This window comes from Vibrio sp. AIC-3, assembly GCF_013114515.1.
GTDB lineage: Bacteria > Pseudomonadota > Gammaproteobacteria > Enterobacterales > Vibrionaceae > Vibrio > Vibrio crassostreae_C.
Genome location: NZ_VTXG01000009.1, coordinates 104,394 through 130,963, shown reverse-complemented (window position 1 = coordinate 130,963; position 26,570 = coordinate 104,394). Strand labels below are relative to the sequence as shown.

At 44.9% G+C, this 26,570-nt stretch carries 21 protein-coding genes and 1 pseudogene; 13 read left to right on the top strand and 9 right to left on the bottom strand.

Translation table 11 applies throughout. The features are described 5' to 3' along the window. Positions 1-83 precede the first annotated feature (83 nt). Positions 84-1,517, bottom strand: a complete 1,434-nt coding sequence (locus tag F0229_RS09065; protein ID WP_017065165.1) for an amidohydrolase family protein — start codon at positions 1,515-1,517, stop codon at positions 84-86. 176 nt (positions 1,518-1,693) lie between these two features. On the opposite strand from F0229_RS09065, the gene F0229_RS09060 reads away from it, so the two are divergent. Continuing rightward, positions 1,694-2,968 carry an amino acid deaminase gene (locus F0229_RS09060; RefSeq protein ID WP_171732684.1) on the top strand — a complete coding sequence of 425 codons (1,275 nt, stop codon included), beginning with the start codon at positions 1,694-1,696 and terminating at the stop codon, positions 2,966-2,968. A gap of 195 nt (positions 2,969-3,163) precedes the next feature. Further along, on the top strand, positions 3,164-4,027 hold the full coding sequence (locus F0229_RS09055; protein WP_017062019.1) for a MurR/RpiR family transcriptional regulator: 864 nt from the start codon (positions 3,164-3,166) through the stop codon (positions 4,025-4,027). On the opposite strand, the gene F0229_RS09050 is transcribed toward F0229_RS09055, so the two are convergent. Next, positions 4,024-4,563 carry an isochorismatase family protein gene (locus tag F0229_RS09050; protein ID WP_171732683.1) on the bottom strand — a complete coding sequence of 180 codons (540 nt, stop codon included), beginning with the start codon at positions 4,561-4,563 and terminating at the stop codon, positions 4,024-4,026. The genes F0229_RS09055 and F0229_RS09050 overlap by 4 nt on opposite strands. 189 nt (positions 4,564-4,752) lie before the next feature. Between F0229_RS09050 and F0229_RS09045 the strand changes: the two genes are divergently transcribed. The 6 genes and pseudogenes from F0229_RS09045 (at position 4,753) to F0229_RS09025 (ending at position 9,995) form a co-directional block, all read left to right on the top strand. Next, positions 4,753-5,325, top strand: a complete 573-nt coding sequence (locus F0229_RS09045) for a porin family protein (RefSeq protein WP_171732682.1) — start codon at positions 4,753-4,755, stop codon at positions 5,323-5,325. 226 nt (positions 5,326-5,551) lie between these two features. Continuing rightward, on the top strand, positions 5,552-7,174 hold the full coding sequence (locus F0229_RS09040) for a phosphoethanolamine transferase (protein WP_171732681.1): 1,623 nt from the start codon (positions 5,552-5,554) through the stop codon (positions 7,172-7,174). Between the two features lie 325 nt (positions 7,175-7,499). Beyond that, positions 7,500-8,435: a CorA family divalent cation transporter gene (locus tag F0229_RS09035; protein WP_017062015.1), complete on the top strand. Its 936-nt coding sequence runs from the start codon at positions 7,500-7,502 to the stop codon at positions 8,433-8,435. Then, positions 8,435-9,010, top strand: coding sequence for a mechanosensitive ion channel family protein (locus F0229_RS09030; RefSeq protein ID WP_017070158.1), 576 nt, complete (start codon positions 8,435-8,437; stop codon positions 9,008-9,010). Before F0229_RS09035 ends, F0229_RS09030 begins: the two co-directional genes overlap by 1 nt. Next, positions 9,011-9,228: pseudogene (locus F0229_RS22055) on the top strand (AraC family transcriptional regulator); the annotation flags it as partial. A gap of 134 nt (positions 9,229-9,362) precedes the next feature. Continuing rightward, positions 9,363-9,995: a triacylglycerol lipase gene (locus F0229_RS09025; RefSeq protein ID WP_171732680.1), complete on the top strand. Its 633-nt coding sequence runs from the start codon at positions 9,363-9,365 to the stop codon at positions 9,993-9,995. A gap of 151 nt (positions 9,996-10,146) precedes the next feature. On the opposite strand, the gene F0229_RS09020 is transcribed toward F0229_RS09025, so the two are convergent. Next, positions 10,147-11,121 (bottom strand): arginine deiminase-related protein, encoded by a 975-nt coding sequence (locus tag F0229_RS09020; protein WP_017061193.1) that lies wholly within the window; start codon positions 11,119-11,121, stop codon positions 10,147-10,149. Between the two features lie 586 nt (positions 11,122-11,707). On the opposite strand from F0229_RS09020, the gene F0229_RS09015 reads away from it, so the two are divergent. Continuing rightward, positions 11,708-13,558: an ABC transporter ATP-binding protein gene (locus F0229_RS09015; RefSeq protein ID WP_171732679.1), complete on the top strand. Its 1,851-nt coding sequence runs from the start codon at positions 11,708-11,710 to the stop codon at positions 13,556-13,558. A gap of 286 nt (positions 13,559-13,844) precedes the next feature. Then, complete coding sequence (locus tag F0229_RS09010; RefSeq protein ID WP_017065155.1) at positions 13,845-14,549, top strand: hypothetical protein; 705 nt, start codon at positions 13,845-13,847, stop codon at positions 14,547-14,549. Between the two features lie 108 nt (positions 14,550-14,657). On the opposite strand, the gene F0229_RS09005 is transcribed toward F0229_RS09010, so the two are convergent. Then, a complete protein-coding gene (locus F0229_RS09005; protein WP_004732526.1) occupies positions 14,658-15,146 on the bottom strand; it encodes an Lrp/AsnC family transcriptional regulator in 489 nt (162 codons plus the stop codon). A 278-nt stretch (positions 15,147-15,424) separates the two neighbouring features. On the opposite strand from F0229_RS09005, the gene F0229_RS09000 reads away from it, so the two are divergent. Continuing rightward, on the top strand, positions 15,425-15,595 hold the full coding sequence (locus F0229_RS09000; RefSeq protein WP_017061196.1) for a hypothetical protein: 171 nt from the start codon (positions 15,425-15,427) through the stop codon (positions 15,593-15,595). A gap of 62 nt (positions 15,596-15,657) precedes the next feature. On the opposite strand, the gene F0229_RS21880 is transcribed toward F0229_RS09000, so the two are convergent. The 5 genes from F0229_RS21880 to F0229_RS08980 form a co-directional block, all read right to left on the bottom strand. Beyond that, entirely contained in the window at positions 15,658-15,882 is a 225-nt protein-coding gene (locus F0229_RS21880) for a hypothetical protein (RefSeq protein WP_080582233.1), read from the bottom strand. Positions 15,883-16,239: 357 nt separating this feature from the next. Next, entirely contained in the window at positions 16,240-17,766 is a 1,527-nt protein-coding gene (putP, locus tag F0229_RS08995) for a sodium/proline symporter PutP (RefSeq protein ID WP_171732678.1), read from the bottom strand. A 149-nt stretch (positions 17,767-17,915) separates the two neighbouring features. Next, on the bottom strand, positions 17,916-18,620 hold the full coding sequence (locus tag F0229_RS08990; protein WP_171732677.1) for a 1-pyrroline-5-carboxylate dehydrogenase: 705 nt from the start codon (positions 18,618-18,620) through the stop codon (positions 17,916-17,918). Between the two features lie 11 nt (positions 18,621-18,631). Then, on the bottom strand, positions 18,632-21,787 hold the full coding sequence (putA, locus tag F0229_RS08985; protein WP_171732676.1) for a bifunctional proline dehydrogenase/L-glutamate gamma-semialdehyde dehydrogenase PutA: 3,156 nt from the start codon (positions 21,785-21,787) through the stop codon (positions 18,632-18,634). A 181-nt stretch (positions 21,788-21,968) separates the two neighbouring features. Further along, entirely contained in the window at positions 21,969-22,793 is an 825-nt protein-coding gene (locus F0229_RS08980) for an AraC family transcriptional regulator (protein WP_017065150.1), read from the bottom strand. Between the two features lie 483 nt (positions 22,794-23,276). Here F0229_RS08980 and F0229_RS08975 point away from each other — a divergent pair, with 483 nt between their 5' ends. Then, complete coding sequence (locus tag F0229_RS08975) at positions 23,277-24,380, top strand: PEGA domain-containing protein (protein ID WP_017065149.1); 1,104 nt, start codon at positions 23,277-23,279, stop codon at positions 24,378-24,380. Between the two features lie 244 nt (positions 24,381-24,624). After that, a complete protein-coding gene (locus F0229_RS08970; protein WP_171732675.1) occupies positions 24,625-26,454 on the top strand; it encodes a formylglycine-generating enzyme family protein in 1,830 nt (609 codons plus the stop codon). Positions 26,455-26,570: the final 116 nt, after the last annotated feature.

Genomic DNA, 26,570 nt, shown 5'->3' with positions numbered 1-26,570 from the left:
TAGATAATATTGGTTCTGTTCCAATATATTTAAATTAATTCGTCGTTTTCTTATTACTGTATATCTAATAAAATAATTAAATTCTAATTACGGTAAATAAAAACGCCTGAACGATTATTTTTTACTTTTCCTTTTTGGTAAGTTAACTCACCATTTACAAATACACTTTCGATTCCCTCAGCAACTGAAATAGGGTTTTCAAATGTTGCTGTGTCTTTAATATTCTTTGGATCAAATAAAACTAAATCGGCAAATGCGTCTTGGCGAATCTCACCTCTTCCCGCGAGGTTGTAGCGCTTCGCAGACATTCCGGTCATTTTGTGAATCGCTTCTGGCAGCGCAAACAGTTTTTCATCTCGGCAGTAGTGGCCTAAGACTTTCGGGAAAGTGCCCCACAATCTTGGATGTGGATGCGGGTCATTTGGTAAACCATCAGAACCAACCATGGTCAGCTTGTATTTCAATACGCGCTTTACGTCGTTCTCATCCATGCAGTGGTAAACCGCACCGGCTGGTTGAAGCGCTTTTGCTGCGTCCATCAGTGGTAGGTTCATCTCATCAGCAATCTGCTTAAGCGTTTTGCCTGCATGTTCAGGCTTTGCTTTAGACCAAGTGATGAAGATGTCGAAATCGTCTGTCACCTGTTTCAGATCTAATGTCGAAGAGCTCGCTGAGTATGGATAGCAGTCGCAAGACACATCTTGGTGCTCTGAAACCTTGTCCATCAAATCAAGCACTTCAACGGTTCTGCCCCAATTGCCCGCACCTGCACATTTAAGGTGAGAGATAACAACCGGCACTTTCGCGTATTGTCCTGTCTCAAACGCCTCTTCCATCGCGCTTAAGATCTCTTCAAATTCGGTACGCATATGCGTGGTATAGATGCCGCCGTGACTAGAAAGCACTTTCGCTAACTGCATCACTTCGTTGGCATTCGCTTGTTTCGCGCTTGCGTAAGCCAAGCCCGAGCTCAAACCTAATGCGCCTTGTTCCATCGCCAAATCAAGGTTGCTTTGCATTGCTGCAATTTCTTCTTCGCTTGCGGTGCGTTGTAGGTCGTCCATCACTTGGTTACGCAGTGTAGTGTGGCCAACTAATGCTGCTACGTTCACCGCTGGTTGCGCTTGCTCTACCGCTTGTGCATACGCCGCAAAAGTTGGGTATTTAAAATCAGCCTGCGCACCTAAAAGATTCATTGGGTCAGGTGGATCGCCAGCCAAAACCGTTGGCGATGCGCTGATGCCACAGTTGCCAACAATCACGGTTGTCACACCTTGGCTGATCTTAGGTAGGCAGTCTGGGTAACGAATTACGTTGGTATCGTCATGTGTATGTACATCGATAAATCCAGGAGCCAATGCTAAGCCTGCTCCCTCAACCAACTGGCCACAATCTTCGTGATCGATTTGACCAATTTCGGCGATTTTTCCATCAAGGATTGCTACATCGGCACAAAACGATTGTTCGCCGGTGCCGTCAAACACCTCTACATTTTTGATTATCGTATCGAACAACATTTTTCACTCTCTCAATCCACTGTGTTGATGGAGCTATATTAGAAATCCAGCCGATTATTTTCAGTGACAAAACACACATAATATTTTAATTTGTGTGATAGTTTCTATCACAAAACACATTATAGATATATTTAAACATTAAATAACAACCACTTAAATCATGTTAGGAATCAGCAATGAAACATAACCCTGCACAAAAATATGTTATAAAGTATCAAAAAGATAGTTTCATCTTGACTAAAAAAGGCCAAAAAGGGAGAGCAGTATCACAATCTGAGAACGGTGTTTATCGACTGGTTGATGAAGACATTTCGCTTCCGGTAGCAATTATCAAACAATCAGCGTTGACCAATAACCTGAATTGGATGCAATCATTCGCCGATCATCATCAGGTTAAATTGTCGCCACATGGCAAAACATCGATGACGCCTGATTTCTTCCGTCAACAGCTAGAAAATGGCGCTTGGGGAATTACCGTTGCGACACCTGCACAAGCAGAAATTGCAGCAATGGCAGGCGCAAAAAGAATCATCATGGCTAACCAATTGGTAGGTAAAACCAACATGGCGATCATCGAACAGCTTATTAGTGAGTTCGACGTTGATTTCTATTGCTGTGTGGATTCATCGGTAAACGTGCAGCAACTCAACCAATACTTCGCCAACAAAAAGCAGACGCTAAAAGCTCTAATCGAGTTTGGTGTTCCGGGTGGCCGTTGTGGTTGTCGTTCACCTCAAGAAGTTTTAGAACTGGCTCAAACCATTCAAGATACGCCTGCACTTTCGCTAGCGGGTATTGAGGTGTATGAGGGCGTGATTCATGGCGACAATGCCGAGCAAGACATTCGTACCTTCTTAAACCAAGCGCTGACCTCGGTCGAAAGCCTCGCATCAGATGGCCTAATTGCAGGGCAACCTATCATCACTGGTGCAGGTTCGGCTTGGTATGACGTGGTTGCAGAATGTTTAGCGAACCTAACCGATTACTTGGCGATCATCCGCCCGGGCTGTTACGCGATTCACGACACAGGTATCTACCTAGACGCTCAAAGCAAGGTGTTGCAGCGTGCCCAAGTAAACCAAGGTTACGCGTGCGAATTGGGTGGAGATCTGGAATCGGCACTTGAGGTATGGGCGTATGTAATCTCTCGCCCAGAACCGACCAAACTAGTTGTTGGGCTAGGCAAGCGTGATGTGGCCTTTGATGCGGGGTTACCTATTGCCGAACGCGGCTATCGCAATGGCGAAGCTATCTCTGTGAAAGGGCTGACTGCGACCGCCGTGATGGATCAGCATACCTTTGTTGAAACGGACGGCTCTTCTGAAATTGAAGTGGGCGACATGATTGCATTCTCAACCTCACACCCGTGTTTAACCTTCGATAAGTGGCGCCACATTGCCATCAGCGATGACGACCATCAGGTAACAAACTGGGTGGAAACCTGCTTCTAGTTCGATTTTTCAATAAGCTAGAATCAGCGAAACAATAAGATATACTAACGGGGCTAACGCTTAGTTTTAAACGGCTAAATGGCTAAATGGCTAAATGGCTAAATGGCTAAAAAGCTAAAGAGCTTACTTCTTACGAGCTAGGTTCTTAATAACTAGGTGATAACGATTAGCCCCATCAACAAAGGATCAGGATTCTTGAGTTTAGAAGTAGATATCATTTCACAGATAACGGAGCGTTTTCCCGCTCTTCGTGATGCAGAGAAAAAAGTCGCTAAGCTGATCATGGACGACATTGATTTTGCTGCCAATGCCAGCATCACAGAGCTTGCTGAAAGCGCTCAAGTGAGTGAAGCCACCATTACACGTTTTGCTAAAGCGATCGGTTGCAGCAACGTACGTGATATGAAGATTAAGTTGGCTCAGACGCTAACCGTTGGCCAGCGCTTTATCCTCGAACCGGTTGACCAAACGGGTTATCAAGGTATCTACGAATCGATCAAGCAAAGCCTAGACATCAACCGCACCTTGTTCAAAGAGCAAGACGTTGAAACCGCAGTCAGCTGGCTGCATAACGCCAGACAGATCATTGCTATTGGTATGGGTGGTGGTTCAACCATTGCTTCTCAAGAGCTGCAACATCGACTGTTTCGTTTAGGCTACCCAGTGGTGTCGTACAACGATGGCTTGATGTCACGTATGGTTGCTGCCACGGCAGATGCTAATGACGTAATGGTGATGATCTCTGCGACTGGCTTTACACCAGTGATCACAGAAACGGCAGAGCTGGCTAAGCAGTACGGACTTAAGATCATTGCGATTACCCCACAAGATACACCGCTAGCAAAAATTGCCGATATCTTGTTACCCATCAAGCATATGGAAACCGACTTCATCTACAAGCCGTCGGCTTCTCGCTACGCTATGTTGGCGTTAGTGGATGTGCTTTCTATGGGAATCGCAGTCAATCACAAGAACCGCTCGCGCGACAAACTGCGTCGCTTGAAGGTTGCGTTAGATTCCTACCGAGGTGGGGGCGACAGACAGCCCCTAGGTGACTAACGAATTAAGGATAAAATGAGCTTAAATTCTGGCGAGCGGCAGTCCTTTACCAGCTCGTATAAGCTCATTTCTAACCCTGTAATTTGCACGCCTACAGCTACTAGTCGACGGATTGCCAGATCCTTGTTGAGTGCCGTTCGCGAGCTAATACAGTCGCCAACTACCTGAACCTTGCACCCAAGTTCTAACAACCCCATTGCGGTTTGATACACGCAAATATGAGCTTCAATACCACACACCAGCCAAGTCTCGACATCCTTGGCTTGCACCGCCTCAACAAACTTGGGCTCATCACACGCGTTGAACGTGAATTTAGTTACTGGCTCAACATCGCTCAATAAGTCATTCAGTTCGCTGACTGTTGCTCCCAATTTATCTGGATTCTGTTCCAAGTAAATGATGGGCAACCCCAAAACCTGCGCGCCCTTAATCAGCTTCCGACAGTTAGAAATAAGTGTCTCACTCTCATCAACAAGGCGTGCGAGCTTGCCCTGAACGTCCACAACCACCAAGCCTGTCTTTTGTCTCATTAGCATGTGTATTCCTTGTTTTGGCAGCCTAACTTACTAAGCAATCTGATGAGTATGTTTTCTACTATGTAACGATTTAGCTTACAAAGCCATACAGTAATACGTATAAGACTACGGAATAATACTCACCAACGGTCGAAAGGCCGAAAACAAAAATAATTGATACTGCATGACATTAAAGAGTGAGTAACAAAAATGAACAAATTCGCGAAATCAGCATTAGCACTGGGCTTAATCGGCGCGGTTTCTCTTCCAGCATTAGCAGCAGGCACTAACGGCGGTGCGTACATCGGTGGTGGCCTTGGTGTGTACCAAGATTCTGATACAGACGGTCAAGGCAACCTAGACTCAGACGGCATGGGTTACAACCTATATGGTGGCTACCAGTTCAATCGTATTGTTGGTGTTGAACTTGGCTACAACGATTACGCTGACTACAAAAAAGGTGCAGAAAAAATGTCTCCGACGTCTGTTTCTGTATCTGCAAACCTAGGTTACACGTTCGACAACACAATTCGTCCGTTCGTATTGGCTGGTCTTAGCTCTGTTGACCTAAACGCAAATAAGAGTGCTGGTTACGCTGATGACAGCGGTACAGGTTTCCACTTTGGTCTGGGTGTTGAATACACGCCAATCGAAAACCTAACACTTCGCCTAATTTCACAAGCTGATGCTGTGAGCGTAGAAAACTACTACGGTCCATTCAAAACCGAAGATAAGACACTGGCATTCAGCAGTGTTAGCCTAGGTGGTTCTTACAACTTCTAATGTAGCGAGCCTACGTAGAACACCCTAACATAAATAATTCACTTTGCTGTTCCACCTTGTCATGAAGGTCACTCAGTAAAGTGAATTTTTTGTTTCTACACACCTATCGCGTCATTTCACTTTAGTCGGTTTATCGCCGCCTATCTGAGCTTTATGCGTTGATATTAGAGCTTTCTTGGTAGCCAGACTAAAATAAAGGGATAAGAGACGCAGGAAAATAAGACCTATGAATCTACCAAGCTTAAACATGTCGATAAACAAGCTGCCTTTTGTGTTGGCCGTGTATTACCTGCTTGTAATCAACCTACCTCTCACCCAAGAGCTGTTTAGTATTGTTCAGGCATCCAAGTCTGAAAGCGTTGCGTTTCTTATATCCATCCCTATCTTCTTCCTTGCTGCCTTCAATTTTATCTTCCAAGTCTTCAACTGGCCGATATTCTCCAAGCCATTTTTTATCTTCTTGCTGATCACCTCAACACTCGTCAGCTACAGCATGTTCAATTACGGCATTTATGTAGACTATGGGATGATAGAGAACGTCTTCGAAACCAATAGTGGCGAAGCAGCAAGCTATGTAAGTACCCACTCCATCTTGTGGTTATTTGCGATGGGGATTGTCCCGTCACTGCTGCTACTCTTTACCAAGCTTAAGCGAGAGTCATGGAAAGATTTCTTTGTCTGGAAGTCGATTGGATTGCTCTCTTCATTGATTGTCATCGCGATTATTGCAGGACTGTTTTACAAAGATTACGTCTCGTTTGGCCGCAATAACTCGCACATCAAAAAGATGATCATTCCGACTGAGTATGTGGCATCAACGGTGAAATACATCAATAACACCTACATCAAACAGCCCATCCCATATCAAGAACTGGGCTTAGATGCTCAACTCAAACCACAAGCAAAAACGGCAAGCAAGCCGACCTTATTGGTGTTTGTACTTGGCGAGACTGCTCGCGTGTATAACTACCAGTATTATGGCTATGAGAGAGAAACCAACGCTCATACCAAGCCTTACAACCCGATATTTTTCTCTGATGTTCAGTCGTGCGGAACAGCCACCGCGGTTTCTGTACCGTGCATGTTCTCGAACATGAATCGCAGCAACTACGATCGGGACAAAGCCTACAACCAAGATAACGTAGTCGACATTATGAACCGCGCGGGCATCCACTCTATCTGGAGAGAGCATGATGGTGGGGATAAAGCTGTCGCGCATCGAATCCAAGAGATGACGCTCATCGCCAAAAACAGCGATCCATTGTGTAATAACGATGTGTGTTACGACACGGCGATGCTAGAGAACTTCGAGCAAGATACTCAAGATCTTAAACAAGATAGCATCATTTTCTATCATATTTCGGGTTCTCACGGCCCAACGTACTTTGAGCGTTACCCAGAAGAACATAAGAAGTTTACGCCTGACTGCGCTCGTGCAGATATTGAAAACTGCACCAAAGAGCAAGTGGTAAACACCTACGACAACACCATCTTGTATACGGATTTCTTTCTCTCACAGGCTATTCAAAAGCTAGAGAAACTCACCGATAAGTACAACGTGGCGCTGATGTACATTTCTGACCACGGTGAATCTTTAGGGGAAAACGGCGTCTACTTGCACGGCATGCCTTATTCATTGGCACCGAAAGAGCAAACCCACGTTCCTATGATCATGTGGATGTCTGATGGCTTTGCAGAACAGAAAGGAATAAACCAAACCTGCTTGAGAAAGGCAGGCAAAGAGCAGAGCTTTTCTCACGATAACCTGTTCGACTCCTTGCTTGGCCTAATGGACGTGCAAACCAAAGAATACCGAGAGAACCAAGACATTTTTGCTTCTTGTCGCTAGTGCTTTTGCTTATGTAAACCATCGGAAAACTCGAGTTGCCTGAGCAAGCTCTCCGCACCCCCCCCTAAAAAGAAAAGACCTCGGTCTTTTCTTTTTTTGTCGCTAACATGGAGCCAGAGTGCTAATTTATAACGACGAAACAATGAGCTACATTTAATAGAGACAATAATGGAAGAGTCCGTCGTACTCCAAAGACCAACATGTCTTATTAGACTTCATCTCACTCACATCGCTCATTGAACTTACCACGATTAAGCTCAGTTCAATACCGCGCCTGAATGGCGCCTAATATCAATGTTTACGTCATATCATTAAGGACAAATGAATGGACGCTTTCATAATTTCAAGCTGGCAATTTTCTGAGGGGGTGGCACATGAACACACCACCAGCCCAGCCTCATTCGAGCAATCAACTTGGTATCACTGCCAAAGAGATGCTGACGGTTTGAGAGAATGGCTCCACAGTAATACGGTTCCAAATGCCATCATCGATTCATTACTCACCGATGACACCCGCCCTCGGTTCGAACAATTTGGCCACGACTGTTTTTTGATGATTCTGCGAGGCATTAATCTAAACGAAGGTGCTAACCCTGACGACATGCTTAGCCTACGCATCTTATGGTACAAAGGCACTTTAATATCGACACGTAAAGTTCCTTCAAAAGCGGTCAGTAATCTGATATCTGATCTCAAACAAAACCAAGGCCCTACATCATTACCTGATGTGTTGTTGGGCATGATCCGTGGAATCAACCACAGCATTTCAACCTTCCTAGCACCCGTCGAACTATTAATTGACGAGTTAGAATCTACATCCAATATCGACATAAGATCCATTAACGCTCTACATTCAAGGCTACTCAGACTAAGGCGTTATTTGAAGCCACAGAAATACGTTTTTGAAGATTTAATGAGTGACCTACCTGCGCCATTGAGTAAGCACAACAGTCATATAAAGAACAGCCTTGATACCATCCTGAGAATTAACGAGTCTGTTGAGTTTTACATCGAACAAATTAATGTATTTTTAGCGAGCCTAAGTCAGCAACAAGCTGAAAAAATGAATAGAAATACGTACCTATTTTCTATCATTGCAGGTATTTTCCTCCCTGCTGGGTTTTTCACCGGTTTACTGGGTGTCAATATCGCTGGGATACCCGGAACAGATAACCCGATAGCATTTCCACTATTTTGCGTTGGGCTGCTCGTGGTCATAGCGGCAGAGGTCGTTATTTTGAAAAAATTGAGGTTTATTTAATGGTTGAGTTTTTGCAATCCAATATGTGGCTTAGACAAGTAGTTTTAGGTTTACTTCTTATCACTGTGTATTGGGTGATCAAACGCTTAGGTAAGAACTGGATAGAAACATTAGCGGAAAATAAGCGTGTCGAATTGAAGCGAAAGCAGTTCGTGATTAAGTGTTTCAATATTGTTCTGTTTCTACTCTTCATCGCTGTGTTTACGATTGTTCTTAACTTGGGTTTTGGTGATATTTCTCTGTTCTTGTCTTCGATATTTGCGGTGCTGGGTGTCGCTTTATTCGCGCAATGGTCGATTCTAAGTAACCTCACAGCCAGCGTACTAATATTTTTCGTCTTCCCTTATCGCATTGGCGACAGAGTAAGAGTCGCGGAGAAAGACGAAGACATCAGCGGTGTGATCATCGATATCACCATGTTCCATGTTATTCTTCGACACAGTTCGGGCAACATTATCACCTACCCTAATAACCTGATCCTACAAAAAGGCGTAATCAAAGTTTTGGTTGAACCGGAAGCAAAAAGTGAAGCAGGTGATACTGAGCTAACCAAAACTGAAAATTCAGAATCATAAGATCTACTGGTGCCTTAGATATCGGCAAGTCAAACAGATAGACACAGCGAACTGATTCGTAAGATATTAAAAGAGCTTAGTTCGACATGGATTGCAAAACTTGGCGATAAAGGACATTAGAGAGAAGCTTCAATAAGGTAAAAAGTCTAACACCCAATACTTACGCCAAACAAGGCGGATTAACCATAGATGTGTATGGTGGAGTGAGATCTGACTAACCCACCTTTTCTCTATGACGAACGCACTGTTTATAACGTACATCTCTGTCTATTGTGTCCCATTCACAGCAAGTTTTGTTGAGTTTAGAATTGCGACTCCATATACTGAAAACACCATCAGTCGGAGGGCAATAATGAATAATAAAAACAAACATATAGTTTTAATTCATGGTCTATATATGCCTGCGTTGATCATGCTATATCTGGATAGAAACTTCAAAAAACGCGGCTTTACAACGCACAAGTTTGCCTACAACTCGCTGCGTTTCCCTTCTGCAGCCAAACGCCTCAATCGCTTCGTGAATGCTCGCTTTAATGAATACGATGAGGTCTATTTCTTTGGTCACTCACTCGGTGGCTTACTCATTCGTCACTACTTTAAGTTTTATCAGCCCAATTTTGCCGACACCTGCATTATTACCGCAGGGACGCCGCACAATGGGGCAACTATCGCCAAAACACTGTCGAATCATGGGCTTGGTTTTATATTTGGTTCGAGCAAAATGATCTTAAGCGATGGCCTGGGTGACTACGATATTGATGTGCCGATTGGCGTGATTACAGGTACCTACGACGCCGGAGTCGGACGTATTGTTCTGGGAAGAAACCCGGGCGATGGCACAGTCACACTCGAAGACGCCAGCCTGAGAGGAGCAACGGATACTTACGCCCTCAAACTCAACCACACGGCGCTTGTCTACTCCAAAGAAGTCGTAACACTGTCGGCTCAGTTCATCGAACACAGAGCTTTTAAGGACGCTTCATAGCTTATTTCCATTAGCTTTTGCGCGTTGACTCCTGTATCGAGCTCTGTTCTCTTATATGTGAAAGACAAAAACAAAAATACCACTCTGCGATAAGAGTGGTATTCAAAGATTCATTACTGAAAGTGAGTGCTTGTTATACTTTCTATACTTGTTACAAGCGATTAACTCGTGTTGGTAGGAACACCTCACCCAACATGCATCGCACCGAACCACCGCCAATGTCTTCAATCGTTTTCACGTTAAATGGCAGCAGTTTTCCATGCGTCGAAAGCTGAGCTAACTGGGCTGGAGAAAACGCATCGTAAGCCGATTGAGACATCGCGATCACCTTGTCGCCATTCACGGTTTCAAGCTGCAGGATGTTGCCACAGAAACGGTTCATCTGATCAATTGAGATAGAGATAACCTGCTTATCTTTAGCAAGCGACTTCACCACAAAGCGGCGTTCAAACTCAGGAATCACTTCATCACAGATCACGCAGAAGTTATCGCCAATCGCCATCATCACATTGGTATGGTAAATCGGTTGGCCAGACGGTAATGCCGTTTGGAACGAGACCACGCGAGAATAACCAATGCGCTTCGCATAATCTTCTAACACTTCGCGGTCACAACGCTGAGAAAGCGCAGCGTAGATGGTCTTGTTGATATGGTCGATAACCATCACGCCCGTGCTCTCTAGATAAGAACCTTGCGCGATGTAAGACTCTAGAGACTCGCTATGGTTAACAATGCGACCCGACGCTTCTAACGCTTCAATAAGAGCATTTGGCTTAACTTCATTCTGACGGTTTTCACACGCCATAGGGAACGTGAATAAGCTTCCATCACTACAGGTACTGAACCAGTTGTTTGGGAAAACAGCATCCGGAGTTTCAACGCCCAATTCTGGGTAATCAAACTCTACAACTTGCACACCTTCTTTACGCAACGAAGCGACCATAGCTTTAAATTCGGCCATCGTTTCTACTTTCACCTCAGCTTCGGTCAGATTAACTCTGTGCTGAAATTCGTTATCACGTGCTGTTTCTTCGTTAAATTTAAACTCTTTTGGTGGCACCATAACAACGCAATTGGCGTTTTGAACATTAGTGATATGAAGTGATTTTTTGTGTAGGTTTAACATTTCAACCGTCCCTATCTTTTATTTACTTCAGAATTGTAAACAACTTGTTACGACAAGATTCACTGAAAAGAATATTGATTTGAATATTTATCCCAAACAATTACTGCAGATCTTAGATTAATCGGTAATTTTTACTGCAAGATAACAGCACATCAGAAAGAACCAACTGTATGCATATTCGTTAAGTCACTTTATGGATAAATATTCTGATTCCATTTTCTCGCCCATCACGAGTTTTGATTACAATTCAATCCATTTAACGTTAGGATTATCACCGTTGCATAACAATCAATTACGTTTGAAATAAGCTTAACTTTTCCTGTCTAATTCAATCTAAAATAAGCGTCATGAAAGACACTCTTTCGACCTTTCCTGTATCGCTTAGACAAAGTTTTAGTGTTTTAAAGCCAAGTGCCTAAATAGGCGCTAGAACAAAATCCATCGAATGACTTAATACTGATAAGAACCCATGGGCGCTTATATAATTTCAAACTAAGACAGTTAAATTTCGAATCAAGACCATAAAAACAAAGCTGCACCAACGATGCAGTCGCTTATAGATGCACTAGTTTATAAAGGGAAATCTATGTACAAGAAATTTGAAGGCTTTACTGAAGCCTTTCCAAAGGGAGAGCCGATACAACCTCCTACTGGCATACTGGCATTCTGCCGCCATTACACTCGAGGTTTCGAAAAACCATTAATTTTGCTCGGGTTGATGAGCATGACCATCGCGATCATCGAAGTCGCGCTGTTCGGTTACATGGGGCAATTAGTCGACTGGCTATCAACAAGCAACCCAGAAACCTTCTTAGCCGACAACCAATCCACTCTAATGGGGCTTGGCGTTTTGCTGTTGGTTGTAATGCCAATCTTGATCAGTGTGTACTCACTGTTGCTTCATCAAACTTTACTTGGCAACTATCCAATGTCGATTCGTTGGTTGGCGCACCGTTACCTCTTGAAGCAAAGTTTATCCTTCTATCAAGACGACTTTGCCGGACGTGTCGCGACCAAAGTGATGCAAACTTCGCTTGCTGTCCGTGAAACCGTGACCAAGATGGTCGATGTGTTTGTCTACGTGACGGTTTACTTCACCGCAATGCTGTTCATGCTTGCCGAATCGGATTGGCGCTTAATGGCCCCAATGCTGATTTGGCTGTTCGTCTACATCGGTATTCAGCTGTACTATGTGCCGAAACTCAAAGACGTATCGTCTGAGCAAGCGGATGCTCGCTCACTGATGACTGGCCGAATTGTCGATAGCTACACCAACATCGCGACCGTTAAACTGTTCTCACACAGTAAACGTGAAACCGAATACGCTGAAGAAGGCATGGAAGGTTTCCTAGATACTGTGCACCGTCAAATGCGCTTGGTAACCGGCTTCAACATCTGCGTGGAATTCGCTAACTATCTATTGGTGTTCAGCATTGCGGGTATCTCTATCTACCTATGGCTAGATAGCGCAATCACCGTGGGTGCAATCGCGATTGCGGTCAGCTTGGCTCTGCGTATTAACGGCATGTCGAAATGGATCATGTGGGAAATTGGTGGTCTGTTTGAGAACCTAGGTACCGTGATTGATGGTATCAAAACCCTGTCTAAGCCCATCGCTATCGAAGACAAGAAAGACGCAAAGCCTTTGGATGTTCCACAAGGTGGCATTCATTTCGACAACGTCAGCTTTAACTACGGTGAGAATAAGGGGGTGATTAACAACCTAAACCTCAACATCAAACCGGGTGAAAAGGTAGGCTTAGTGGGCCGTTCAGGTGCAGGTAAGTCTACCCTAGTTAACTTACTGCTGCGGTTCCACGATGTAGAGAGTGGTCGCATCCTGATTGACGGTCAAGAGATCTCAACAGTGACACAAGATTCGCTGCGCAGCAACATCGGTATGGTGACCCAAGATACTTCACTGTTGCACCGTTCGATCAAAGACAACATTCTTTACGGTCGACCTGAAGCATCAGATGAAGAAGTTTACGCAGCTACCAAACAAGCGCACGCGCATGAGTTTATCGAAACGCTTACCGACCCATTTGGCAACGTGGGCTATGATGCTCAAGTAGGTGAACGTGGCGTTAAGCTTTCGGGTGGTCAGCGTCAACGTGTCGCTATCTCACGTGTTCTTTTGAAAAATGCACCACTATTGGTTCTCGATGAAGCAACTTCTGCACTCGATTCTGAGGTAGAAGCGGCCATCCAAGAGAGCTTAATTGAGCTAATGGAAGGCAAAACGGTTATTGCGATTGCACACCGCCTGTCGACCATCGCAGCGATGGATCGCCTGATCGTGCTTGATGCCGGCAATATCGTAGAAGAAGGCACGCACCAAGAGCTGATTAACCAGAATGGTATTTATGCGCAGCTATGGAATCACCAAACCGGTGGCTTCATTGCCGATGACCTTGAGCAAGCTACAAACGCTTAATTTTTGTGCTATTTTAAAAGTGCGATGTGATTCACAGCAATTTGTTTATTAGCGGTAAATTACACATGGCAGAATGTTATGTCGTAATTATATAATGACATTAACACCAAAGACGCCTCGCTTGCGCGTTCTGGAATAAGGCTAGACTTCGGGGGGAGGCTAGCCTTTTTTATGCCTGCTATTTGGCGCTCTTTGCTACCTGTCCAATAAACTTCATCGATCCTTTTGTTTTTTTCTTGGCGTTTTTTTCTTAAAATGCGCGCAATATTCTTTCTAGAGATCAACCATGAACAAAAGTGTCTTAACTAACGTTATTGCGTTAGCACTGCTTGCTGGCGGCTATGCGACAGCAAACCAATACTTGCTTTACGCAGGCCTATTCGCCTTTTCTGGTGCCATCACCAACTGGCTTGCGATTCACATGTTGTTCGAGAAAGTACCCGGCCTATACGGTTCAGGCGTTATTCCAGCACGCTTTGAAGAGTTCAAGGCAGCCATCAAGCAACTGATGATGGAGCAATTCTTTACAGAAAGTAACATCGACCGCTTCCTAAGCAGCGAGATGACAGGAAAGTCGCTCAATCTAGAGCCTGTGATTCAGAAGATCGACTTTAACCCTGCATTCGACTCACTGGTGCATGTTATCGAGAACTCTCAGTTTGGCGGTATGTTGGCAATGTTTGGTGGCACAGAAGCACTAGAGCCAATGAAAGCGCCGTTTGTTGAGAAGATGCAAGAATCTGTGATTGAAATCAGCAAGAGTGATTCTGTAAAAAATGCCATCAAAGACGAGCTAGAATCGCCTGCGATGATGGATGAAATCAAAGAAAACATTGAGGCGATCATCGATCAGCGCTTGAATGAACTAACACCTAAGCTGGTTAAAGAGATGGTTCAGACCATGATCAAGAAACACCTTGGCTGGCTTGTGGTTTGGGGCGGTGTATTCGGTGGTGTGATTGGCTTAATCTCTGCGGCCATTACGCTTTAAGGCGAACAAGTTTATCGGATTGCTCTTTATCTGACGCTCAACAAAAAATGGAAGCTTATTGCTTCCATTTTTTATATCTAAATCACGTTGGTAAGCGAAATTAGGCCACTATTTTAGAGTTGCCAACAACTCAGGGTTCACGCCGAAGCCCTTTTTATGCTCTTCAATCACCACTTCACTACGTGTCTGAATCACACCAGGCAAGGTGCCCAACTTCGTTGCCATAAACGCTTGGTACGCCTTCATGTCTTTCACTCGAACCTTGATCATGGTGTCAAAGTCACCCGACAGTGAGTAGCACTCTTCCACCTCAGGCATCATTTCCACGGCTTGGGCAAATTTGTCGAAGATCGAAAAGCTAGTCTGATCGAGACGGATATGGATAAAGACTTGAACATCGAGTCCCAGCTTTTCTGAACAAAGCTCAGCATGATAGCCCGTGATGTAGCCCTCTTTCTCCAATCGCTTGAGTCTATCAGAGCAAGGTGACGTCGTAAGGTTGACCTGTTTTGCCAGTTCAACAACAGGTAAACGCCCTTTCATATGCAGAATTCTTAGTATCTCTTTATCGATACGATCGAGCTGATGCTGAGACATAACATTCCTTAAACATTCTAAATTCCGCTCAGTATATTCCATACCAAGTGCAATCGAAGAAAACCTCGCTCACACATTTAAAAACTAAATGCACGGATGATATTCACGCCAGATATAAACACATACAAATAGATAAGAACCCTTATAAATCAAACTCTGGTTATTAACAAATTATTATAGAAATGACCCGATTAACAAATAAGTTGAGCCGGAAACGAAAGAAAGGATATAGGCCAAAGTGAATAATAGAATTATCAAAGAGAAAGGATGACTCTATTATGAAAACGCAAGAACTCGCATATAAACCTTACGGTATTGGTTCATGGACACACGTAACGGTATCAAAAGATGTTGCTCAGGCACTAGCAAATGAATACTCAAACTATGGTTGGGATGTGAAGATTGATGGCGACGCCATTGTTGCCGAGCTAGCACTCAAAGCCGCATAGAAACGCAAAAACCTCCTAAAACGGAGGTTTTTTGATCTAAGTTAGTGAGCGCTTACTGTAAGTTAAGCTAAACCAATTTGGGGTACAGTACTTCCTGTTTCGCAACGACAATTGCACGTGCGGCAGAAGTGCTGAGTTTCCATATCGTAGTACAGGTTTCCACTAAATAGTTTTGACGTCCATTGCATCATACGGCCAGAAGCTGTCTCGGGCTCTGATTCACAACGTTTCATTATAGACTTATGTAGTGTTGTTTTTTTACATCCTTTGCAATAGAGATCAGGCATACCTTTGTCCTATAGGTCTTTAGTGGTTACTGACAATTGACACATCATGTCCAATTCGGTTCCACAATTCACCGAGCTAATGACAAAAGTGAGCGCCAAGTTCAAAAAATAGCCATTTTTCTGTTTTATTTTTTGACATCACACGCCATTGAGTAAGTTGATCTTTCCCTTCTCACGCAAGATCCTACCGCTTCGATTTACATTGTAAACCCCCATTTCAATATCAGAAAACCTCGAATAAACTTAATTTGAAATAAGACAAAGGTCGTACTCACATAAAAAAATAGAGCCACCGAAGTGACTCTATTGTTTTTAGCTCATGTTCTTTGCTAATTCACATCTGTTTTACAATGTAAATTAGTCTAGCTCAACGAGGTTCTTCTCGAACTCAGCGTGTTGCTTCTTAACTTCGTCTTCAGGCTCGCCAGTAATTAGGCTCACGATAACGATAGAAAGCGTCGATAGGATGATTCCCGGTACGATTTCGTACACATCGAACCAACCGCCCGTGAACTGCTTCCAAAGAACAATCGTAACACCACCAACCACGATACCCGCTAGAGCGCCGTTACGGTTCATACGAGACCAGTACAGGCTCAATACGATAGCTGGGCCGAATGCAGCACCAAAACCAGCCCATGCGTAAGACACAAGGCCAAGTACTGAACTGTCTGGCGTCATCGCTAGTACAAGTGCAATCAAAGAGATTAGGATAACCGCGAAGCGGCCTACACGAACAATCTCTTCAGACGTCGCATCTTTCTTAAGTACTTGCTTATACAGATCTTCTGCTAGTGCAGATGAAGATACAAGTAGCTGTGAATCCGCAGTACTCATGATTGCCGCTAGGATTGCAGCAAGTAAGATACCTGCGATTACTGGGTGGAACATCGCGTTCACAAGAAGCATGAAGATCTTCTCGCCATCGTCTAGCTTAGGTGCGCCCGAGTTCGTCACGTAGATTAGACCAACAAGACCAACCAGCATTGCACCAATCATAGACAGTGCAGTCCATACCACCGCGATACGACGCGCGGTTGTTAGGTCTTTGTTGCTACGCGTTGCTTTGAAACGAGCCAAGATGTGTGGCTGACCGAAGTAACCTAGACCCCATGCCGCTAGCGAGATGATCGCGATAGCAGAAAGTGGTTCACCTTTCGCATCATTCCATAGCGTTAGAAGCTCTGGGTTAATGTTGTGTAGGTCAGTAGACAGTTGGCCAAGGCCACCGTTCATTGCTGCGATTGGTACAATCAATAGCGCAGCAGACATCAGTAGACCTTGAACCAAGTCAGTCCAAGATACCGCAAGGAAACCACCAAACAGGGTGTACGAAACCACACATACTGTGCCGATAATTACCGCTGTTGTGTAATCTAGGCCAAATACCGTTTCAAACAATTTACCACCCGCTACCAAGCCTGAACTTGTGTAGAAAAGGAAGAATAAAAGGATAAAGAAAGCAGAAATTGTTTGGATCAGCTTAGAGTTATCATTGAAGCGACGAGATAGGAACTCAGGCAACGTCAGTGATTCAGTTGTAATACTGTAAGTACGCAGACGCTTAGCACTGATTAACCAGTTAGCCCAAGTACCCACAAGTAGACCACCAGCAAGCCAGAATGCTTCAAAGCCAGCAGCGTAAGCGTAACCTGGTAGGCCAAGTAGCAACCAACCACTCATGTCTGATGCACCAGCAGAAAGTGCAGCAGGCCATGGACCTAACGAACGACCACCTAGGAAGTAGTCAGTTGAGTTAGATGTACGTTTGTAAGCAATAACACCGATTGCCAGCATCATAATTAGATACGCAATGAACGTCGTCGTTATTGCAAAACTGTTTTCTATCATTTGATAGTCCTCATTTTGTAGAAAGCCTTCCATGCCTAATTCAATGCAAAGCACTCACCGTAAAGGCAAGCAAATGCATTGAGTTAGGTATTCAGGCTCCAAAGCACTATGAGTTAAATCCAAAGATGGAGAAAACCAAAATGGAAAAAAACAAAAGTGTTTAGAGCCAGTATTACTGAAGGTTAGTGAGCTTCGCTTCCAAGTTCGAGCAAGGTCGCGTTACCGCCCACGGCTGTTATATTTATAGTTCGCGTACGCTCGGTAATGAAGCGCAGCGATAGGTGTGGATCATTAGCAACATTCATTGCCGTTAGATCCGTTTCAGCTACTAAACCGACGATTGCACCGTCACGCTTAGCAAGTTGTAAATTGATAGCTTGAGCCGTTTGTGAATTACCCACGTAACCCGCACTTCGTACATCGCAAGACAGCAGCTGTTGAGCAGCGTCGTACGAGGCAACCTGTACCAAGTTAGTTGGTAGATTCGCTTGTTTCGCGGCGTCAGCAATTAAGGTATTGAACTGCACGTCATCACTGCACAGTTGCACGCTGTTACCCGCTAATAGTGCTGCGGTAATCATCGCGGTTGCTGTTTGCAGTGCTGGCACTTTCTCTTCGCAATCATCAACAATCACCAAAGCCACGCCACGACCTGCAGCATACAGCTCATTGGTTTCGCCCGTAGGCCCCGCCATGAGGTGATGCTCAGAAAGCAGTGCAGACGCTTGCTCTAGATGATAAGTCGCCACAGCAGCCAAAGGCGCAGATTGGCTTTCGATCTCTGATTTGAATGCAAGTACCTGAGCACTCTTATGATCAAAATCGGTAAGATTCCATTGTTCCCACGCTAACAAAGCATCAGAAAAACCTGTCACTTGATGAACCATGATACTGCTCCTTATGCCTTGTCTTGTGATTGAGAGAAATGAACATCAGTAAAGCGGTATAGGTAGTGAGGACCACCCGCTTTAGGGCCAGTACCAGACAAGCCTTGACCACCAAATGGTTGTACACCAACAACAGCGCCGACCTGGTCACGGTTGATGTAACAGTTACCCACACGAACGTGTTTTTCGATCCAACGGTAAGTTGTCTCGTTGCGGCTGTGGATGCCCATGGTTAAGCCAAAACCGGTTTGGTTAATTTGGTCTACCACTTGCGCCAGTTCACTCGCTTTGAAGCGAACGATATGCAGTACAGGACCAAACTGCTCTTCTTTCAAACAGCTGATGTCATCGATTTCAAATGCACTTGGTGGAACAAAGTCACCATGTTCACAATCCGCTCCTAGAGAAAGTTGAGCCACTTTCTTCTGGGTCTTAGTCATATTTTCTAGGTGCGTCATCAACTTCTGCTTCGCGTTTTGGTCGATAACTGGGCCCACATCCGTTTTATGAAGATGTGGAATGCCAACACTCAGCTCGTCCATTGCACCGTGAATCAATGCAATTACACGGTCTGCAATGTCTTCTTGGATGTAAAGCACACGCAGTGCAGAACAACGTTGACCTGCTGAAGCGAATGCCGAACGAATAACATCACGGACTACCTGTTCAGGCAGTGCGGTACTGTCGACGATCATCGCATTCTGACCACCGGTTTCCGCGATAAACGGAACAGGCTTAGCGTTACGACTTGCCAATGACACGTTGATACGTTGTGCTGTTGGTGTTGACCCCGTAAAGGCAACGCCCGCAATTGCATCATGGCTGGTGAGTGCACTGCCGATCTCAGCACCACGACCAGGTAGTAACTGAATCGTGCCAGCAGGGAAACCCGCTTCATTCATCAATTCCACTGCGCGAGCTGCAATTAAGCTTGTTTGCTCGGCAGGCTTAGCCACAACCGTATTACCCGCAACCAAAGCTGCTGTAATTTGGCCAAGGAAGATCGCTAGAGGGAAGTTCCAAGGGCTAATACAAACGAACACACCACGACCTTGTCGAGAAGCGATTCGTGTTTGACCATCAAAACCTTTTAGTTCGAAACCTTGTAGGTTATCTGCTTGTTTTGCGTAGTAACGACAGAAGTCGACCGCTTCACGCACTTCATCAACGCTGTCGTGAATCGTCTTACCTGCTTCTTGATGACAAATTGCCACCAGCTCAGCAAGGTTGTCTTCCATCAGGTCAGCCAGCTTATCAAGCGCTGCCGCTTTGGTTTCAACTGAAGTTGCGTTCCAATCAGCAAATGCTGCGTCTGCGCCAGTGATCGCTACGGAAACATGATCAAGGTTAGCAAAAGCCACCTGACCCACATTAATACGACGATCATAAGGTGCAGTCACTTGTTCAACGTTCTGATCAGCCTTGATCATGCTTTCGGCAAGAGATTCACCGTTGATCACAGGGCCCGCAGTCCATTGATTGTTTAAGAAGCCTTTTACTTGCTCTTCAAACTGATGCGCTTCGCTTTCGATATCAATGTTCACACCGTATGAATTTTTACGCTCAGGGAATACCGCTGGAGGCAGAGGAATCTTAGTGTTGTTTAATGTATCGAACGCCAGAAGCATATCGACTGGGTGTTGAGTCAGCTCTGCCACAGGGCAACGTGCATCAACTAGACGGTGTACAAACGAGCTGTTTGCGCCGTTTTCTAGCAAGCGACGTACTAGGTATGGCAGTAGATCTTTGTGGCTGCCAACCGGTGCGTAAATACGTACTGACTGTTGGTAAGCTTCCATCGCATGGTTGTAAAGCGAGTCACCCATGCCGTGTAAGCGTTGGAATTCAAAGTCTTTATGATCGGTCATTACTGCAATAGCAGAAACCGTATGAGCATTGTGGCTCGCAAACTGCGGGAAGATATTGCCACGAACGCTTGGGCTCAATAGGTAACGTGCACATGCAAGGTAAGCTACGTCTGTCGCTTCTTTACGTGTGTAAACTGGGTAATCAGTAAAGCCCGCTTGTTGTGACCATTTGATTTCGCTGTCCCAGTACGCGCCTTTCACTAGGCGAAGCGGGATCAAATCACCCTGCTCTTTTGCTAGGCGGTTTAGCCAAACTAGAACCGGTAACGCACGCTTTGAATACGCTTGAATAACCAGACCAAACTTACCCCAGCCTTTCACTAGCTCGCTGCGGTACAGTTTTTCGAATAACTTAAGCGAAAGCTCTAGGCGATCCGCTTCTTCTGCATCAATCGTAATCGCAACATCAAGCTCAATCGCACGGCGTAGTAGCTGCTCTAGCGTGTCGCATAGCTCAGTCAGTACGCGGTCTTCGTTCGCCACTTCGTAACGAGGATGAAGTGCAGAAAGCTTGATAGACACAGATGGCGCTGGGCTAGATTTTGAAGAGACCTTCGATTGTGGAGAAACATAGTTGTCTCGACCTACGGCTTCAATCGCCATTAGGTAATCTTTGAAGTATTTGTTTGCGTCAGCAGTGGTCAGTGCCGCTTCACCTAGCATGTCGTATGAGTAGGTAAAACCTTTGTCACGCATAGACTTACCGTTCTTCTGCGCTTCAGCAATGCTGCGACCAAGAACGAATTGGTGACCCATCACCTTCATCGCTTGGTGCATCGCTTTACGAATCACCGGCTCAGAAAGCTTGTTCACTAAACGGTTAACCGCTTGACCTGCACTCTGCTCTTTAGATGAAAGTCCAACCACCTTGCCTGTTAGCATTAGGCCCCAAGTTGATGCGTTAACAAAAACCGAGTCAGAATTCTTCAGGTGAGATTTCCAATCCGCAACGCTAAGTTTGTCGCGAATCAACGCATCAGCGGTTGCCGAATCAGGAATACGCATCAAGGCTTCCGCCAGACACATTAGCAAGATGCCCTCTTGAGTATCTAAGCTGTATTCAAGCAACAAGGCGTCGATCATCTGAATAGATGTTTTATCCGCACGGATAGACTCAATCAACGACGTCGTTTTGTCTGTAATTTGCTGCTTTTCAGACTCAGAAGGGGTAGCTAGCGGCAGAAGTTGCTCTAGCCATTGGGTTTCATCCACCATATATAATGGTGAGATAAGCGTCCAAAGATCAGCAAGCGACTGCTCATTGAATTCTGGCTTTAACACATCAGTAGCTGTAAACATGCGTTTTCCTTAATCTCACACCCGAAAAGAGTTCGGGATCTCTACAATGGCTGCAGTGTATTTAGAGTATATAAGGATTACTTGTCAAAAACTCCGAGTTTTTTGCTAAAAACTCGCTTTATTAACAAAACAAACACAAGGTCACATATGAAACTTTAAAATAATATGCCGTTTTGTTTCACTATTTAACAGAAATTTTCTTTTTGTATTGGGATGGTGACATGCCTTGAAGGCGTGAAAAGGTGTGAGTAAAGGAAGATTGACCGGAGAAACCAGCCAGTTCAGCGACCTGACCAAGGCTAAGGTTACCCTGTTCAATTAAACGGCGAGAACGATCGATACGCTTACCAAGAACATACTGGTGAGGGGTAATGCCCATTTGCTCTTTGAATAACATATGGAACTGGCTTTCACCCAAGAACACACTACCCGCAAGCTGCGCGACGGAGATCTTGTTTGCTAAGTGCTGTTCTATGTAGCGATCCAACGCTTCAAGATCAAAGCGTGAATCTTTGATTGAGGTTTCAAATGCCGAGATGTGCCTTTGCATCAATGCAATCACCGTATCATTGCACGCACGGCTTAATAACAGATCATCAGGACTGGCCTGCATCTCTTGCACCAACATATGGATAAGCTTTTGAATTTGCGCATCTAATTGGAAGTAGACGTTCGATGATTCTAACTGGTTAATCTTCTCTAGCATCAGAGGGTCATCATCGGTTGGCATAGGCATGTTGAGCACGAGAATATCCGACTGACCAACCACTCCGCCGAAAGCATGATCAGAGCTCGCTGTCACCACACAACCTTGTCCTGGGCCAACAAGATTCCCCTTACCACTCACTTCAAATTCCGCCTGACCTTTTAAACCAATCACCACCTGAGAATAATGATGATCGTGGCAATCCATATGCGATGGCAAAGTGATGATCTCAGCAGGACGAGGGCCAGTAAGGCCTAGCGGAGAAAGGTCTAGGTTAGGAAAGGGTAAAGGTTTAGACATGACAGAAAAATACTCGGGTCAACATAGTAAGAATAATACTCTTAAATGCGCATAAGATGAATTTGTAAATGCTCATGAGAGTTATTTGCTCGCGAGAATGAAAAGATCATTATCGCGATCACCTTGATCATGCCTCCGGAAGGATGATCAAGAGCGTACAAACTACGGGCATTGTAAAACCAATCGTTCCGGCGAGTTTAGGGACTTCACCAGCAATCACACAAGCACGAAAAACCATGTGGTCAATAAATGCTTTTTCACGCCAACATAATGAATAAATTTTCTTATATAGCTCAAATAATTGGCTATAAGCCTGTAAAAAGTGTATCCGAAGTACCGAAACTTGGCTTTTGAGTAGATTGGATAGCAATAAAACGGTATAAAGACGGGTACTGTGTTAATTGCTAATAACTAGTGACTCACAACTAGGAAGTAGACACTTTATTAACGAGCCAATTTTCAATCTACAAGTTGCAGGGACCTATGACTAACTTTCGAATTTCAGCGCTTTTACTTGCGCTATCCCCACTTTGGGTATCTGCATCGGTATCCGCTGAAGAACTGAATCAAGTCGATCCCGTTTCAGCTATCGATGCAAAGCTAACAGAGAAAAACTCAGATATTGAGCGTATTTCAGCAACCAAAGTATCGGCGACTGAAAACCTAAAACAACTTCAAAACAAGAACAGCAAGTTGTTGCGCGAAGGTGAAGAACTTAAGGCAAAACGTAACAGAGCCAAGTCTGTACTCGACAAACAGTACAGTCGCTTGCTTGAAGATCCAGAAACAGATTTAGTCTCTTTCCAGAAAAGTTACCAAGACGCTTGGGCTGCGGTTAAAGAGAATCAATCGTCTCAGCTAGATAACGAACAAGCGATCAACGAGAGCGAAATTCACCTTTCTCAAATCAAGCAAAAGCAAGCTCGCCTGAATAATGAGCTGGCAAACTTGAGAGAGTCAAAAGTTGAAGCTCGCGTAAAACGTATCGCAACAGAACTGCGTGAAAGTGCGGTGCTTGAAACCAGCTATACCACCACATGTTCATCAACAATGACACTTGGTGAGTGTACTGCACAGGGTAAACACCTGACCAATCAAAAAGCCGTGCAAACGTTCAAGAGCCAATTACTTGAGCAGCTCACAGAAAGCACACTTGCGAAGCAAAACTTACAAGGTGTTCAGCTGAATATCCATGTTCAAGACAGCCAAGCGATCAAGAGCGGCTTCTCTGGTAACAACTCTTACTTCATGCAGATGCAAGCTCAACTTCAAGCAAAACCTGAAGCAGTTGCAGCATGTAACCTATTGAATGTTTCGACTCGCTACTGTTTAACAGGCAGTGACGCAGCAGTCGTTAAGAAGAGTGACAAACAGTGGGCTAACGTGACGGTACGTTCTGATCAGTACAACGACTCAGTAACCATCAACGGCATTAAGTATGGCAGCACCCCTCTTGAGGTTGCGCTACCAAGTGGTCGTCACCAAGTAACCATTTCAAAACAAGGTTACGAGTCTTACAACCGCACAGTTACCATCAACGGCAGCGACACGATTTGGGTTAAGCTTCTTCCTAGCAAAGAAAGCTAAACACCCTTTGTATATAGAGCCTGAGCCAATTCAAAACGCTTAGCTCGATATCAGATAGCCGTGCCTATTTCACAAAGCTGAATGAACACTCGCCATTTTGTTGATAGTTATAAACTGTATGATCGTTACAAATTTGTATGGTCGTTATAACCTTGTTTTATCGTTATAAACAGTAGCTGCAGACGAAATGGCGTTCTCGTTTAGAATATTCGATTAACCTAAATTACGATTGAAGTAGCCCATCATGCGCCAAGGTCTTCCTACTCTATTATTTGCACTTGCTCCATGCTTAATGACGCCAGCTGTTTTTGCTGAGGCAACACCACCAGCGATCGCGTCATCTGTCACCGACATTGAAAGCTCACTTTTTGAAAAGCATGCCGACTTAACGGCTGTTGAAAAGAAATTAGCCGACAAACAAAACGAAGTCGACAATCAGGCGCAGCAAACGGCACGTCTAGCTGAGTTATCAGCTCAAGCAGAGCAAACACTCGCAAAGGCAAAAGCCAGCCTAGAGCAAGATTACACGCGCATGATTGATGATCCCGATTTCGATATCTCGCCAGCTCAAAGCCTATTCCAAGACGCGTGGAAAACAGTAAAAGAAGGCAAGCTTGCGATTTCAGACTCTGAGCAGAAGCAACAAGGCTTGGTGATGGAACTTGAGGCTATTCAAGTCGAGAAAGCGACGGCAGAAGCTTCAATCGCAACCCTAAATCAAGACAAGCTAAGAGCAAGAGCAGAACGACTAAGAAACGAGATCACTCAGACGGAAGAGCAAACCGTGAGCTTTACTAACCGTTGCAGTAGCGATATGACACTGGCGCAATGTTCAGACCAAACGGTGACCTTGGCACTGCAAAAAGCGGTAAAACAGTTCCAACATAGTCTGGTAGATAACGCGACTGAATCGAACACAGTGAAAGAGCACCTTGCGTCTGCTTCGCTGAATATTCACGTTCTGCAACACAAAGTGAAATCCTCTGGCTTCTCTGAAGATAACCGTTACCGAGCGGTGATTGCGGCGAACCTAGAAACACGCCCAGATAAGAACACACCTTGTCGTCTGCTTGGTATTCAATCATCAAACTGTTTCACGCAAAGCGAGCAACAAGCCAACGACCAGCAAAAAGAAGTCGCTTGGGTTAACTTGGTGGTGCGTTCCAATCAATACAACGACAATGTTTCTATCAACGGCGTGAACTATGGCAGCACACCGGTTGAAGTGATGTTGCCAACAGGCCAGCACATGGTCACGATCGAAAAAGAAGGCTACCTTTCTTTCCATCAAGAGCTGAAGATAGCCCGCGATCACAACCTAAGAGCCGTACTACAAGCCAAACAGAATTCATTGAATGTCGGCACTAAGTTTGCCGACCCTATGGGTAACGACATTCAGAGCCCTGAAATGATTGTGGTTGGATCTGGTCGCTACCTGCTGGGTGAAAACAATGCCAAGCAAGTGACCATCAAACAGCCATTTGCATTAGCCGCAACTCCGACTCGTGTTCAAGATTTTAAAGCATTCGTTGAAAGCACAGGCTACCAGACAGACGCAGAACTGATGAACACCTGCGATACGTTCGTCAATGCAGAGATCACAACCGTTTCAGACAATGACTGGCAGAACCCAGGCTTTAAGCAAGCAGATAACTCGCCGGTCGTTTGTGTTAGCCAAAATGATGCCAAAGCTTATACTCGTTGGTTATCTAAAAACACAGGCTTTACTTACCGTTTGCCAACGCCACAAGAGTGGGAAGCTGCAGCAAGAGCAGGCCAAGACACCAACTTCTGGTGGGGCAACGAATTCCGCTCTGGCAAAGCCAATACAGGCTGGGCGGGTACACCTTGGTCAAACGTTAGCACATCTCCAGTTAAGTCATTCCTGCCAACGCCAACAGGCTTCTACGACATGGTCGGCAATGTATGGGAGTGGACAACCGTTCAAAAGGGCCTAGCCAAAGGTGGCGCTTGGAGCTTCTCTCCTGAAGAGGCCAAAGCATTTAACGAGCTATACGTTGCGCCTTCAACAGCAGCCAACTACCTCGGCTTTAGAGTGTTACGAGAGCTGTAAGCTCTCGATAGCTCGCCCATTACTTTAAAATATTTACTCTAGGCTCTCATTTATCGCATTGAATCGTGTTTATAGGGGAATTCCCCCCTTATGCATAGGTACGCCTAGGAGTAAAT